Below are 14,179 nucleotides of genomic sequence, written 5' to 3'. Positions count from 1 at the left end.
TGTTATCCTCGTAAGGTCGCGGTTAACCCTTTCTGGCAGGCATACTGCTGGGCAAAGTCGAGCAGTTCTGGCGCATCAAGCGGTTTTTCCGGGGCGTCATAGGGCAGATTAAGTAAGTGATATTTGTTGATGCCCAGCGTGTGGTAGGGCAAGAAATGGATTTCGTTAACGTGCAGTTCACTGGCGGCAAAATCAGTAATGGCTTTCACCGCGGCTTCATCGGCATTAAAGCCTTGAATCAGCGGCACGCGAATAATGATTTTTTTGCCCGCCGCCGCGAGTTTTTTCAGGTTATCCAGTACTCTCGCAGCATTGCCGTCGGTCCACTGTTTAAACGGCACGTCGGCAACGTGTTTTAAATCGGCAAGAAACAGATCAATATACGGCAGAGAAGGGGCGATATATTTCCACGGCACATGCAGACAGGTTTCTACCGCAGTATGAATACCAGCCTCGTGGCTGGCTTGCAGTAGTGCCATTGCCATTTCCGGCTGCATAAACGGCTCACCACCGGAAAGCGTTAAGCCACCGCCGCTGCGATCGTAAAACGGTTTGTCGCGCAGAACGGTCGCCATGATCTCCTCAACGCTTTTCGCTTCACCGCACACGGTTAATGCCTGAGTCGGACAGCAGTCGGTCAGTGCCGTCAGATGTTCAGGCGTTAATTTTTCCCTATGAATAAGCAAGCCATTCAGCGCGCGCTCAATCACTTCCGGCGCGGTCTTCGAGCATAGTTCGCAACCTTCCAGGCACAGACGCGCGTCATATAGCAGGTCCTGCGTGCGGGCGCGGCTTTCCGGGTTCTGACACCAGCGGCAGCCCAGTGAGCACCCCTTAAGAAAAACTACCGTGCGGATACCGGGACCGTCGTGGGTCGAATAGCGCTGAATATTGAAAATCATAGAAGCCCTCTCTTTTCGTTCAAACATTAAATTACTTTCGAATAAAAGTTAGATTGATGTGCGTCAACTGTTCAGAGAGTTTTCTCGTGATAGTCTGCATTCAGACAAAAGTAGATTTAGAGGATGACTATGGAACTGTATCTGGATACTTCAGACGTCGCCGCAGTGAAGGCGCTGGCGCGTGTTTTTCCGTTGGCGGGCGTGACCACTAACCCAAGTATTGTGGCGGCAGGTAAGAAGCCTCTGGAAGTTTTACTTCCTGAGTTACATGAGGCAATGGGCGGACAGGGGCGTTTGTTTGCCCAGGTCATGTCTACTACTGCTGAAGGTATGGTGAATGATGCGCGTAAACTGCGTTCTATTATTACGGATATCGTGGTTAAAGTACCTGTGACTGCCGAAGGGCTGGCAGCGATTAAGCTATTAAAAGCGGAAGGTATTCCGACGCTGGGTACGGCGGTGTATGGCGCGGCGCAAGGGCTGTTGTCGGCGCTGGCAGGTGCGGAGTATGTTGCGCCTTACGTCAACCGAATTGATGCCCAGGGCGGAAGTGGTATTCAGACGGTGACCGACTTACACCAGTTACTGAAAATGCATGCGCCACAGGCGAAAGTGCTGGCAGCCAGTTTCAAAACCCCGCGTCAGGCGCTGGACTGCTTACTGGTGGGATGTGAATCAATCACGCTGCCGCTGGATGTTGCGCAACAGATGATTAGCTATCCGGCCGTTGATGCCGCTGTAGCGAAGTTTGAGCAGGACTGGCAGGGGGCTTTTGGCAGAACGTCGCTTTAACAGGGCGCTTGTCATCCTCATAAATTAATTATGACCTGGCGGAGGGCAACAATGCCCGATGCGGCGCTGTCGCGTCTTATCATGCCTGGAAATCTGCGTTCGAACCGTAGGTCGGATAAGGCGTTTACGCCACATCCGACATCAGGAACACATTGCCGGATGCGGCGCCTGGCGCGTAACAGATGGCAATTACTGCCCGCACACCTCACATCCCGGATTGCGCATCAGTTTCATTTCACGGAACTGACAGGTCATCGCATCGTACATAACGATTTTTCCGCTGGCAGATTTGCCATAACCAGCCAGCAGTTTAATCGCTTCCATTGCCTGTAATGAACCAATCACCCCAATCAACGGTGCCATCACGCCCGCTTCTACGCAGGTTAACGCGTTTTCGCCAAACAGATGACTCAGACAACGGTAACATGGCTCGCCATCCTGGTAAGTAAAAACGGTGATTTGACCTTCCATACGAATTGCCGCGCCGGAAACCAGCGGCACCTTTGCGGCAAAACAGCCTGCGTTCAGTTGATTACGTACCGCAACGTTATCCGTACAGTCGAGTACCAGATCGTGTTTTGCAATCATCGCAGCAAGTTCAGCGTCATCAAGCAGTGCATTGACTGGCGTAATAGAAATATGCGGATTGATACGCGCCAGGGCGTCACGGGCGGATACCACCTTCGGTTGCCCGACCGTAGCATCACTGTGCAGTGTCTGGCGTTGCAGATTTGAGAGCGAAACCGTGTCGAAGTCGAGCAGCGTCAGGTTGCCGACGCCTGCGCTTGCCAGATATTGCGAGGCAGCACAGCCGAGGCCGCCCAGGCCGACGACCAGCACACGCGCCTCTTTCAACGCCTCCTGACCGTCAAAATCAAAACCACGCAGGATGATTTGCCGGTTGTAGCGCAGCATCTCCTGATCGCTGAGTTCCGCCATTACAGGCCTCCGAACAACGCGTTAAAGGGCTCGACTTCCACCCATTCGCCCGCTTCAACATTGCCGCGATCGCGTTCCAGCACGATAAAGCAGTTGCCGAGGCTAAAGGAGCTAAATATATGTGAACCCTGATGCCCGGTGGTCGTGACTTCCAGTTCGCCGTCGGCGTTGCGTTGCAGCACGCCGCGCTGGAAATCAAGACGTCCGGGGGATTTCTTCAGGCGAGAAGCCGTGCGTACACGCTGACGCGCAGGCAGGCCGCTGGCGGTATTGCCGCTTAATTTTGCCAGTAACGGTTGTACCAGTTGGTAGAAAGTCAGCGTCGCTGAAACCGGGTTGCCCGGCAATCCGCAGAACCAGCTATTAGAGAGTTTACCAAACGCGAACGGTTTGCCTGGTTTAATCGCCAGCTTCCAGAATGCGATTTCGCCCAGCTCTTCGAGAATGGTTTTGGTGTAATCCGCCTCACCGACCGAAACACCGCCGGAACTGATCACCACATCCGCCTGGCTGTCTGCTTCAATAAATGCCGCACGTAATGCGTTCGGGTCGTCACGGATAATCCCTAAGTTGATTACCTCGCAACCTAACTGTTCCAGCATCAGATGCACGGCCAGACGGTTGGTATCGTAGATTTGCCCGTCGCCCAGCGGCTGACCGGGTAGCTGGAGTTCATCGCCCGTGGAAAATAGCGCCACTCGCACTTTACGAATCACCGGAACTTCGGCAATCCCTAGCGAAGCAATCACTGGCAGTTCAGCGGTAGTCAGGCGAGTGCCTGCAGGGAAAACTACTGCGCCCGCAGAAATATCTTCACCGCGATGACGAATATTTTGCCCGCTACGCACTTCAGCGGTAAAACGCACGCCATTGTCCGTGAGTTCAGTCTGTTCCTGCATTACCACCGCTTCACAGCTTTCCGGCACCGGCGCGCCAGTCATAATGCGAATGCAGGTGCCAGCGGGCCACTCGCCATGATAAGGCTGACCGGCAAACGACTTCCCGGCAACGGGCAGCGGTTGTCCGGAGGCGATATCGGCCAAACGTACCGCGTAGCCGTCCATTGCAGAGTTATCAAACCCTGGGACATCCAGCGGCGAAATCACATCGCTCGCCAGAATACGGCCAAAACACTGTACCAGTGGCAGCGTTTCCTGGGCGGTCAGTGGGGTAACGCGAGAAAGCATCTCATTAAGCGCGGTGTCGAGCGACATCAATCCGGTGGTAAATTCCATGAAAACACTCCTGCGGAGGCAAAATCGAATTCGCCTATTATGTCAGAAAAACGTTTCAGACTGTATGCCACCTCGGTCGTAGAGCAGACGCTCGCCTTTACATGCGATATACATCTTTCTATATTCAAAAATTGAATGAGTAATTCATAAAAATTCTGATATTTATAGCAAAAGTGGCGAGCCACCCTTAATGGACGAAGACTATGGGCAAAGCAGTCATTGCAATCCACGGCGGCGCAGGCGCAATTAGCCGCGCACAGATGAGTCTGCAACAGGAATTACGCTACATTGAGGCGCTGTCTGCCATTGTTGAAACCGGACAGCAAATGCTCGAAGCGGGCGAAAGCGCGCTGGATGTAGTGACAGAAGCGGTGCGCCTGCTGGAAGAGTGTCCGCTCTTTAACGCTGGAATTGGCGCCGTTTTTACGCGTGATGAAACCCATGAACTGGATGCCTGTGTGATGGATGGCAACACACTGAAAGCGGGGGCGGTGGCGGGTGTTAGCCATCTGCGCAACCCGATTCTTGCAGCCCGTCTGGTAATGGAGCAAAGCCCGCATGTGATGATGATTGGCGAGGGGGCGGAAAACTTTGCTTTTTCTCATGGCATGGAGCGCGTTTCGCCGGAGATTTTCTCCACGCCTTTGCGTTATGAACAGCTGCTGGCGGCGCGTGAGGGAGGGGAAACTGTCCTCGACCATCGCGGCGCTCCGCTGGATGAAAAACAGAAAATGGGTACGGTGGGAGCCGTGGCTTTGGATTTACACGGCAATCTGGCGGCAGCTACGTCCACGGGCGGAATGACCAATAAATTACCCGGGCGAGTGGGCGACAGTCCTTTAGTTGGAGCCGGATGCTACGCCAATAACGCCAGTGTGGCGGTTTCTTGTACCGGTACGGGCGAAGTCTTCATTCGCGCGCTGGCGGCGTATGACATCAGCGCGTTAATGGATTATGGCGGTCTAAGCCTCGCGGAAGCCTGCGAGCGGGTGGTGATGGAAAAACTCCCTGCGCTTGGCGGCAGCGGTGGCTTAATCGCTATCGACCACGAAGGTAACGTTGCGCTACCGTTTAATACTGAAGGAATGTATCGCGCCTGGGGCTACGCAGGCGATACACCAACCACCGGTATCTACCGTGAAAAAGGGGACACCGTTGCCACACAGTGATGAACTTGATGTCGGTGAAGTACTGGCGGTCGATAATCTCAATATTGCCTTTAGGCAGGACCAGCAGAAAATGGCTGCAGTGCGCAATCTTTCTTTTCGTTTGCGACGCGGTGAGACGCTGGCCATTGTCGGGGAATCAGGTTCCGGTAAATCCGTCACAGCACTGGCATTGATACGTCTATTGGAACAAGCAGGCGGTCTGGTGCAGTGCGATAAAATGCTGTTGCGGCGACGCAGTCGTGAAGTGATTGAGCTTAACGAGCAGAGTGCCAGGCAAATACAGCATGTGCGCGGTGCAGATATAGCGATGATTTTTCAGGAGCCGATGACCTCGCTGAATCCGGTATTTACCGTCGGCGAACAGATTGCCGAGTCAATCCGTTTGCATCAAAACGCCAGTCGTGAACAGGCGATGGTAGAGGCGAAGCGGATGCTGGATCAGGTTCGCATCCCGGAAGCACAAACCATTCTTTCGCGTTATCCGCATCAACTCTCCGGCGGAATGCGCCAGCGAGTGATGATTGCAATGGCGCTGTCATGTCGTCCGGCGGTGCTGATTGCCGATGAGCCGACCACCGCGCTGGATGTCACCATTCAGGCGCAGATCCTGCAATTAATCAAAGTATTGCAAAAAGAGATGTCGATGGGCGTCATCTTTATCACTCACGACATGGGCGTGGTGGCGGAGATAGCCGATCGGGTGTTGGTGATGTATCAGGGCGAAGCGGTCGAAACGGGCAGCGTCGAACAGATTTTTCATGCGCCAGAGCATCCTTATACCCGCGCGCTGTTGGCTGCCGTACCGCAGTTGGGGGCGATGAAAGGGCAAGATTATCCTCGCCGTTTCCCGCTGATATCGCTTGAACATCCGGAAAAACAGGAATGGCCTGTCGAGCAGAAAACGGTGGTTGACGGCGAACCTGTTTTACAGGTGCGTAATCTGGTGACCCGTTTCCCTTTACGTAGCGGCTTACTGAATCGCGTAACGCGAGAAGTGCATGCGGTTGAGAAGGTCAGTTTTGATCTCTGGCCGGGCGAAACGTTGTCGCTGGTGGGCGAGTCCGGGAGTGGCAAATCAACCACCGGTCGAGCGTTGCTGCGCCTGGTTGAATCCCAGGGCGGCGAAATCATCTTCAAAGGGCAGCGAATCGATACCCTTTCACCTGGCAAACTGCAGGCATTGCGTCGCGACATCCAGTTTATTTTTCAGGATCCTTACGCCTCGTTGGACCCGCGCCAGACGGTTGGCGATTCGATAATGGAACCGCTGCGTGTGCACGGTTTATTGCAGGGTAAAGAAGCTGCTGCACGCGTTGCGTGGTTGCTGGAGCGCGTTGGCCTGTTACCTGAACATGCGTGGCGTTACCCGCATGAGTTTTCCGGCGGTCAGCGCCAGCGCATCTGCATTGCTCGCGCGTTGGCGCTGAATCCGAAAGTGATCATTGCCGATGAAGCCGTTTCAGCGCTGGATGTTTCTATCCGCGGGCAAATCATCAACTTGTTGCTCGATCTCCAGCGTGATTTTGGCATCGCCTTTTTGTTTATCTCCCATGATATGGCCGTTGTAGAGCGGATCAGTCATCGCGTGGCGGTGATGTATCTCGGGCAAATCGTTGAAATTGGTCCACGGCGTGCGGTCTTTGAAAATCCGCAGCACCCTTATACACGTAAGTTACTGGCGGCAGTTCCGGTCGCTGAACCGTCCCGACTACGACCGCAGCGCGTGCTGCTGTCAGACGATCTTCCCAGCAACATTCATCTGCGTGGCGAAGAGGTTGCAGCCGCCTCGTTGCAATGCGTCGGGCCGGGGCATTACGTCGCGCAACCACAATCAGAGTACGCATTTTTGCGTAGATAACATTCAGGCGGAGAATAAAATGGCAAGAGCTGTACACCGTAGTGGGTTAGTGGCGCTGGGCATTGCCGCAGCGTTGATGACATCTTGTGCATTTGCTGCCAAAGATGTGGTTGTGGCAGTGGGATCGAACTTCACTACGCTCGATCCATATGACGCGAATGACACGTTGTCGCAGGCAGTGGCGAAATCTTTTTATCAGGGGCTGTTCGGTCTGGATAAAGAGATGAAACTGAAAAACGTACTAGCTGAGGGTTATACCGTTTCCGATGACGGCCTTACTTACACCGTGAAATTGCGCGAAGGGATTAAGTTCCAGGATGGCACCGACTTCAACGCAGCGGCGGTAAAAGCGAATCTGGAGCGGGCCAGCGATCCGGCGAATCATCTTAAACGCTATAACCTGTATAAAAATATTGCCAAAACTGAAGCGCTCGATCCGACAACGGTGAAGATTACGCTCAAGCAACCGTTCTCCGCGTTTATTAACATCCTCGCTCACCCGGCGACAGCGATGATTTCACCTGCGGCGCTGGATAAATATGGCAAGGAGATCGGTTTTCATCCGGTGGGAACCGGACCGTATGAACTGGATACCTGGAATCAGACCGATTTTGTGAAGGTTAAAAAATTCGCTGATTACTGGCAGCCAGGCTTGCCCAAACTGGACAGCATCACCTGGCGTCCGGTGGCGGATAACAACACCCGCGCGGCAATGCTGCAAACCGGTGAAGCGCAGTTTGCTTTCCCCATCCCTTATGAACAAGCAGCGCTACTGGAAAAGAATAAAAATATCGAGCTGATGGCCAGCCCGTCGATTATGCAGCGTTATATCAGCATGAACGTGACGCAGAAACCATTCGATAACCCAAAAGTGCGTGAGGCGTTGAATTACGCTATCAACCGTCAGGCGCTGGTGAAAGTGGCCTTCGCGGGATATGCCGTTCCTGCCACTGGTGTGGTGCCACCGAGTATTGCCTACGCGCAAAGTTATAAACCGTGGCCTTACGATCCGGCTAAAGCGCGCGAACTATTGAAAGAGGCGGGATATCCCAACGGTTTCAGTACCACACTGTGGTCATCACATAATCACAGTACCGCGCAGAAAGTGCTGCAATTTACCCAGCAACAGCTAGCGCAGGTGGGGATTAAAGCTCAGGTAACGGCGATGGATGCCGGGCAGCGAGCGGCGGAAGTTGAAGGTAAAGGGCAGAAAGAGAGCGGTGTGCGAATGTTCTACACTGGCTGGTCGGCTTCGACTGGTGAAGCTGACTGGGCGCTATCGCCGCTGTTTGCCTCGCAGAACTGGCCGCCGACGCAGTTTAATACCGCGTTTTACAGCAATAAGCAGGTGGATGACGAGCTTGCCCAGGCGCTGAAAACCAACGATCCGGCGGAAAAGGCGCGCTTGTATAAGGCGGCGCAGGATACCATCTGGCAAGAGTCGCCGTGGATCCCGCTGGTGGTAGAAAAACTGGTGTCGGCCCACAGTAAAAAACTGACCGGTTTTTGGATAATGCCAGACACCGGCTTCAGCTTTGAAGATGCGGATTTGCAATAAGCAACGCAGGGAGTGGAATGCTTAATTACGTTATCAAACGCTTACTGGGGTTGATTCCGACGCTGTTTGTCGTCTCGGTGCTGGTGTTTTTATTTGTCCACATGCTGCCCGGCGATCCGGCGCGATTGATTGCTGGACCCGAAGCTGATGCGCAGGTTATAGAACTGGTGCGTCAGCAGCTGGGGCTGGATCAGCCGCTGTATCACCAGTTCTGGCATTACATCACCAATGCTGTGCAGGGGGATTTTGGCCTGTCGATGGTGTCGCGTCGCCCGGTTGCCGAGGAGATTGCCAGTCGCTTCATGCCTACGCTGTGGTTGACCATTACCAGTATGACCTGGGCGGTGCTGTTCGGTATGGCGGCTGGTATTATCGCCGCCGTCTGGCGTAACCGTTGGCCGGATCGATTAAGTATGACCATCGCGGTATCAGGGATTTCATTTCCGGCATTTGCGCTCGGAATATTGCTGATTCAGGTTGTCTCTGTTGAACTTGGCTGGTTGCCTACCGTAGGTGCAGACAGTTGGCAGCACTACATATTACCTTCTCTGACGCTCGGCGCGGCGGTGGCTTCAGTGATGGCGCGTTTTACCCGCGCCTCGTTTGTCGACGTTTTAAGTGAAGATTATATGCGTACCGCGAGGGCGAAAGGGGTGAGCGAAACCTGGGTTGTCCTCAAACATGGTCTGCGCAATGCCATGATCCCGGTGGTCACCATGATGGGATTGCAGTTTGGCTTTTTGCTCGGCGGCTCCATCGTAGTGGAGAAAGTATTTAACTGGCCCGGACTTGGGCGCTTACTGGTCGATTCGGTAGAAATGCGTGATTACCCGGTGATTCAGGCAGAAATTCTGCTCTTCTCGCTGGAGTTTATTCTTATCAACTTAGTGGTGGATGTGCTTTACGCCGCCATTAACCCGGCTATCAGGTACAAGTAAGGATGCGATTATTTAACTGGCGACGTCAGGCGGTGTTAAACGCTATGCCACTGGTAAAACCTGACCAGGTACGTACACCGTGGCATGAGTTCTGGCGACGTTTTCGCCGTCAGCATATGGCGATGGCTGCCGCACTGTTCGTCATTTTGTTGATTGTGGTGGCTATTTTCGCCCGCTGGATAGCCCCCTATGATGCCGAAAATTATTTCGATTATGACAACCTGAATAACGGTCCTTCTTTGCAGCACTGGTTTGGCGTCGACTCGCTGGGGCGTGATATTTTCAGCCGTGTCCTGGTTGGCGCGCAAATCTCGCTGGCGGCGGGGGTGTTTGCTGTCTTTATCGGTGCGGCGATCGGTACGCTATTGGGCTTACTGGCGGGATATTACGAGGGCTGGTGGGATCGGCTGATTATGCGTATTTGCGATGTGCTGTTTGCTTTCCCGGGCATATTACTGGCGATTGCTGTCGTTGCGGTGTTAGGAAGCGGCATTGCTAACGTGATTATCGCTGTAGCCATCTTTTCCATTCCTGCTTTTGCCCGCCTGGTGCGCGGCAACACGCTAGTGTTGAAACAGCAAACTTTTATTGAATCGGCGCGCAGTATTGGTGCCAGCGATATGACCATCTTGTTGCGCCATATCTTGCCCGGGACTGTCTCTTCCATTGTCGTCTTTTTCACTATGCGTATTGGCACTTCGATCATCTCGGCTGCCAGCCTTTCATTTCTCGGCCTGGGGGCGCAGCCGCCGACACCAGAATGGGGAGCTATGCTCAATGAAGCGCGAGCGGATATGGTCATTGCCCCGCATGTGGCGGTTTTCCCGGCACTCGCTATCTTCCTGACCGTGCTGGCTTTCAACTTGCTGGGCGATGGCTTACGCGACGCGCTGGACCCGAAAATTAAAGCATAGTCACAGCAGAATATTGCTTAATAATGTAATGGCGTCATAGGAAATTATTGCTATACGCAAGTGTTGTAACTTTCTGCCGATTTTGTAGAATCAGATTAATGGGTAAATATGCTGCTTTAAAAGTCTATTTATGCAGCGGGGCAGCGTGCTGATAGTTATTTTGTTACGTGTATTAACATGCTTAGTTTATACGAAAAAATAAAGATAAGACTGATTATTTTATTTTTGTTGGCTACGCTGTCATTTATTGGTCTTTTTTTCATCATTAACTATCAGTTGGTATCGGAAAGGGCGGTAAAACGTGCTGATAGCCGCTTTGAACTTATTCAAAAAAATGTAGGTTATTTTTTTAAAGATATTGAGCGTTCGGCCTTAACGTTAAAGGATTCGCTGTATTTATTGAAAAACAGTGAGGAGATTAAACGTGCCGTCATTCTGAAAATGGAAATGATGCCATTTCTGGATTCGGTAGGATTGGTACTGGATGATAATAAATATTATCTCTTTTCACGTCGGGCGAATGATAAGATCCTTGTTTACCACCAGGAAAAAGTAAATGGGCCGCTTGTCGATGAGGCAGGACGCGTCATCTTTGCCGACTTTAACCCGTCGCAGCGGCCCTGGTCGGTGGCATCAGATGACTCGGTCAGTAGCTGGAATCCGGCTTACAACTGCTTTGATCGCCCAGGGAAAAAGTGTATCTCTTTTACCCTACGAATTAATGGCAAAGACCGTGACTTACTGGCGGTTAATAAGATTCATGTCGACTTAAACTGGCGCTATCTGAATGAATATCTTGATCAAATCAGTTCGAATGATGAAGTGCTGTTTTTAAAACAAGGCCATGAGATCATCGCCAAAAACCAACTCGCCCGTGAAAAACTGATTATTTATAATAGCGAAGGAAATTATAACATTATTGATTCTTTCGACACGGAATATATCGCAAGAACATCTGAAGTTCCAAATAACGCGTTGTTCGAAATATATTTTTATTATCCAACAGGTAATTTATTTAACGCATCAGATAAACTCTTTTATCTACCATTTGCGTTTATTATTATCGTATTGCTATTGGTTTACTTAATGACCACGCGAGTGTTTCGGCGACAATTTTCCGAAATGACAGAACTGGTCAATACGCTGGAGTTTTTGCCCGATTCTACTGAACAAATGCAGGCGCTGAAAATCCGTGAAGGCGATGCGAAAGAGATTATCAGCATCAAAAATTCCATAGCGGAAATGAAAGACGCTGAAATTGAACGTTCGAATAAGCTGCTCTCGCTAATCTCCTACGATCAGGAGAGTGGTTTTATCAAAAACATGGCGATTATTGAATCTAATAATAGCCAGTATCTGGCTGTCGGGATCATCAAACTGTGCGGGCTGGAAGCCGTCGAAGCTGTGTTTGGCGTTGAGGAACGCAATAAAATCGTCAGGAAACTGTGTCAGCGAATTGCCGAGAAGTATGCGCAATGCTGTGACATCGTGACATTCAATGCCGATCTCTATTTATTATTATGCCGGGAAAATGTACAGACCTTTACCCGCAAAATAGCGATGGTAGATGATTTCGACAGCAGCTTTGGTTACCGCAATCTGCGTATACACAAATCTGCCATTTGTGAACCATTGAAGGGTGAAAACGTCTGGAGTTATGCCGAAAAACTCAAGCTGGCGATTTCCAGTATCCGTGACCATATGTTCTCTGAGTTTATTTTTTGTGATGACGCAAAACTCAACGAAATTGAAGAGAATATCTGGATTGCGCGCAATATTCGCCATGCGATGAAGAAAGGTGAACTATTTTTAGTCTATCAACCGATTGTTGATATTAAAACCAGAGACATTATCGGCGCAGAAGCATTATGCCGCTGGATCTCTGCGGAACGAGGAATAATCTCACCGCAGAAGTTTATTACGATTGCTGAAGATATTGGGTTTATCAATGAACTTGGTTATCAAATTATTAAAACCGCGATGGGTGAATTCAGGCATTTTAGTGAGCGTGCGGCCCTGAAGGACGGTTTCTTGCTGCATATTAATGTTTCGCCCTGGCAGTTAAACGAACCACACTTTCATGAGCATTTTACAACTATCATGAAAGAACATGATCTGCAGGCGAATAGTATTTGTATTGAGATCACTGAAACAGTGATCGAACGAATTAGTGAACATTTTTATCTCAATATTGCACAACTGCGTAAACAAGGGGTTGGGATATCGATTGATGACTTTGGCACAGGGCTGTCAAACCTGAAACGTTTTTATGAAATTAACCCTGACAGCATAAAAGTGGACTCGCAATTTACTGGCGATATTTTCGGCACCGCGGGAAAAATTTTACGCATTATCTTCGACCTGGCACGCTATAACCAGATTCCGGTGATTGCAGAAGGTGTTGAGAGCGAAGAAGTTGCGCGTGAATTAATGAAATTAGGCTGTGTTCAGGCCCAGGGGTATCTGTACCAGAAGCCTATGCCATTCTCTGCCTGGGATAAAAGTGGAAAGTTAGTAAAAGAGTAGTTTAGGTATGTCCAGAATCAATAAATTCGTACTTACAGTCAGTCTGCTGATTTTTATTATGATTTCGGCAGTTGCCTGCGGGATCTACACTCAAATGGTGAAAGAACGGGTGTATGGCCTGAAACAGTCCGTTATTGATACTGCTTTTGCGGTGGCAAATATTGCTGAATATCGGCGTAGTGTGGCAATTGATCTCATCAATACGCTAAATCCTACGGAAGAACAATTGCTGATTGGCTTACGCACAGCCTACGCCGATTCGATTTCTCCTTCTTATTTGTATGATGTTGGTCCTTATCTGATTTCCAGTGATGAATGTATCCAGGTAAAGGAATACGAGAATAACTATTGTGCAAATATCATGCAGGTGGTTAAGTATTTGCATGTTAAGAATACCGGGTTTATCTCTTTTGACGGTAAAACCTTCGTCTATTATCTCTACCCGGTTACCCATAATCGCAGTCTGATATTTTTACTAGGGCTGGAGCGTTTTTCTTTACTGTCAAAATCGCTGGCAATGGACAGCGATAACCTGATGTTCTCACTTTTTAAGAATGGCAAATCGGTTACTGGTGATGAATATAATGCCAAAAACGCCATTTTCACTGTTTCGGAAGCGATGGAGCATTTCTCCTATTTGCCGACAGGATTGTATGTATTTGCCTATAAAAAAGACGTTTATGTTCAGGTGTGTACGTTGATCATCTTCTTTGCCGCATTGGTGGCTGTTATATCGGGAACCAGCTGCCTCTATCTGGTACGCAGAGTGATCAATTGTGGCATTGTTGAAAAAGAAGCCATTATTAATAACCATTATGACCGCGTACTGGACGGTGGACTTTTCTTTTCGGCGGCGGATGTCAAAAAACTCTACAGTATGTATAACTCAGCGTTTCTTGACGACCTGACGAAAGCGATGGGCAGAAAATCCTTTGATGAAGACTTAAAAGCTTTGCCGGAAAAAGGCGGATATTTGTGCCTGTTTGACGTCGATAAATTCAAAAACATTAACGACACCTTCGGTCATTTGCTGGGCGATGAAGTGTTGATTAAGGTTGTGAAAATCCTTAAATCACAAATTCCAGTGGATAAAGGCAAAGTCTATCGTTTTGGTGGCGACGAATTTGCTGTGATTTATACAGGTGGAACGCTGGAAGAGTTGCTATCGATATTAAAAGAAATCGTTAATTTCCAGGTGGGGAGCATTAATTTAAGCACCAGCATCGGCGTAGCGCATTCAAATGAATGTACCACCGTTGAGCGGCTGAAAATGCTGGCGGATGAGCGTCTGTATAAGAGTAAGAAAAACGGCAGGGCGCAGATTAGCTGGCAATAATGTTTATTAGCA

The 14,179-nt window shown here is 50.2% G+C and carries 11 protein-coding genes; 8 read left to right on the top strand and 3 right to left on the bottom strand.

The genetic code is table 11. From position 1 onward, the window contains the following. Nucleotides 1–2 precede the first annotated feature (2 nt). The gene (locus H9644_RS17020) at nt 3–902 is read right to left on the bottom strand and encodes a glycyl-radical enzyme activating protein (RefSeq protein ID WP_064530123.1); all 900 of its coding nucleotides are present in this window, start codon (nt 900–902) and stop codon (nt 3–5) included. Nucleotides 903–1,031: 129 nt separating this feature from the next. Between H9644_RS17020 and fsa the strand changes: the two genes are divergently transcribed. Next, nucleotides 1,032–1,694 carry a fructose-6-phosphate aldolase gene (gene fsa / locus H9644_RS17015; RefSeq protein WP_191775543.1) on the top strand — a complete coding sequence of 221 codons (663 nt, stop codon included), beginning with the start codon at nt 1,032–1,034 and terminating at the stop codon, nt 1,692–1,694. A 189-nt stretch (nt 1,695–1,883) separates the two neighbouring features. On the opposite strand, the gene moeB is transcribed toward fsa, so the two are convergent. After that, entirely contained in the window at nt 1,884–2,633 is a 750-nt protein-coding gene (gene moeB / locus H9644_RS17010) for a molybdopterin-synthase adenylyltransferase MoeB (protein ID WP_191775541.1), read from the bottom strand. After that, complete coding sequence (moeA, locus tag H9644_RS17005) at nt 2,633–3,868, bottom strand: molybdopterin molybdotransferase MoeA (protein WP_064530126.1); 1,236 nt, start codon at nt 3,866–3,868, stop codon at nt 2,633–2,635. The genes moeB and moeA overlap by 1 nt, the downstream gene beginning before the upstream one ends. 203 nt (nt 3,869–4,071) lie before the next feature. Between moeA and iaaA the strand changes: the two genes are divergently transcribed. The 7 genes from iaaA (at nt 4,072) to H9644_RS16970 (ending at nt 14,167) form a co-directional block, all read left to right on the top strand. After that, nucleotides 4,072–5,037, top strand: coding sequence for a beta-aspartyl-peptidase (iaaA, locus tag H9644_RS17000; RefSeq protein WP_191775539.1), 966 nt, complete (start codon nt 4,072–4,074; stop codon nt 5,035–5,037). Next, entirely contained in the window at nt 5,024–6,895 is a 1,872-nt protein-coding gene (gene gsiA, locus H9644_RS16995) for a glutathione ABC transporter ATP-binding protein GsiA (protein ID WP_191775645.1), read from the top strand. Before iaaA ends, gsiA begins: the two co-directional genes overlap by 14 nt. A gap of 19 nt (nt 6,896–6,914) precedes the next feature. Next, nucleotides 6,915–8,453 carry a glutathione ABC transporter substrate-binding protein GsiB gene (gene gsiB, locus H9644_RS16990; RefSeq protein ID WP_191775537.1) on the top strand — a complete coding sequence of 513 codons (1,539 nt, stop codon included), beginning with the start codon at nt 6,915–6,917 and terminating at the stop codon, nt 8,451–8,453. Between the two features lie 17 nt (nt 8,454–8,470). Then, complete coding sequence (gsiC, locus tag H9644_RS16985) at nt 8,471–9,391, top strand: glutathione ABC transporter permease GsiC (RefSeq protein ID WP_191775535.1); 921 nt, start codon at nt 8,471–8,473, stop codon at nt 9,389–9,391. Between the two features lie 2 nt (nt 9,392–9,393). Continuing rightward, on the top strand, nt 9,394–10,305 hold the full coding sequence (gene gsiD / locus H9644_RS16980; protein ID WP_138183110.1) for a glutathione ABC transporter permease GsiD: 912 nt from the start codon (nt 9,394–9,396) through the stop codon (nt 10,303–10,305). A 177-nt stretch (nt 10,306–10,482) separates the two neighbouring features. Then, nucleotides 10,483–12,831, top strand: coding sequence for a sensor domain-containing phosphodiesterase (locus tag H9644_RS16975; protein ID WP_191775533.1), 2,349 nt, complete (start codon nt 10,483–10,485; stop codon nt 12,829–12,831). Between the two features lie 7 nt (nt 12,832–12,838). Further along, nucleotides 12,839–14,167 carry a GGDEF domain-containing protein gene (locus tag H9644_RS16970; protein ID WP_191775531.1) on the top strand — a complete coding sequence of 443 codons (1,329 nt, stop codon included), beginning with the start codon at nt 12,839–12,841 and terminating at the stop codon, nt 14,165–14,167. Nucleotides 14,168–14,179: the final 12 nt, after the last annotated feature.

This window comes from Escherichia whittamii (assembly GCF_014836715.1).
Classification (GTDB): Bacteria; Pseudomonadota; Gammaproteobacteria; order Enterobacterales; family Enterobacteriaceae; genus Escherichia; species Escherichia whittamii.
The sequence above is the reverse complement of the archived record's forward strand: the minus strand, read 5'-3'. Positions and strand labels throughout refer to the sequence as shown.

What these genes read in the sequence shown, in the direction of transcription:
- H9644_RS17020 (WP_064530123.1), bottom strand. Translation starts at nt 902, where the DNA reads ATGATTTTCAATATTCAGCGCTATTCGACCCACGACGGTCCCGGTATC.
- fsa (WP_191775543.1), top strand. Translation starts at nt 1,032, where the DNA reads ATGGAACTGTATCTGGATACTTCAGACGTCGCCGCAGTGAAGGCGCTG.
- moeB (WP_191775541.1), bottom strand. Translation starts at nt 2,633, where the DNA reads ATGGCGGAACTCAGCGATCAGGAGATGCTGCGCTACAACCGGCAAATC.
- moeA (WP_064530126.1), bottom strand. Translation starts at nt 3,868, where the DNA reads ATGGAATTTACCACCGGATTGATGTCGCTCGACACCGCGCTTAATGAG.
- iaaA (WP_191775539.1), top strand. Translation starts at nt 4,072, where the DNA reads ATGGGCAAAGCAGTCATTGCAATCCACGGCGGCGCAGGCGCAATTAGC.
- gsiB (WP_191775537.1), top strand. Translation starts at nt 6,915, where the DNA reads ATGGCAAGAGCTGTACACCGTAGTGGGTTAGTGGCGCTGGGCATTGCC.
- gsiC (WP_191775535.1), top strand. Translation starts at nt 8,471, where the DNA reads ATGCTTAATTACGTTATCAAACGCTTACTGGGGTTGATTCCGACGCTG.
- gsiD (WP_138183110.1), top strand. Translation starts at nt 9,394, where the DNA reads ATGCGATTATTTAACTGGCGACGTCAGGCGGTGTTAAACGCTATGCCA.
- H9644_RS16975 (WP_191775533.1), top strand. Translation starts at nt 10,483, where the DNA reads ATGCTTAGTTTATACGAAAAAATAAAGATAAGACTGATTATTTTATTT.
- H9644_RS16970 (WP_191775531.1), top strand. Translation starts at nt 12,839, where the DNA reads ATGTCCAGAATCAATAAATTCGTACTTACAGTCAGTCTGCTGATTTTT.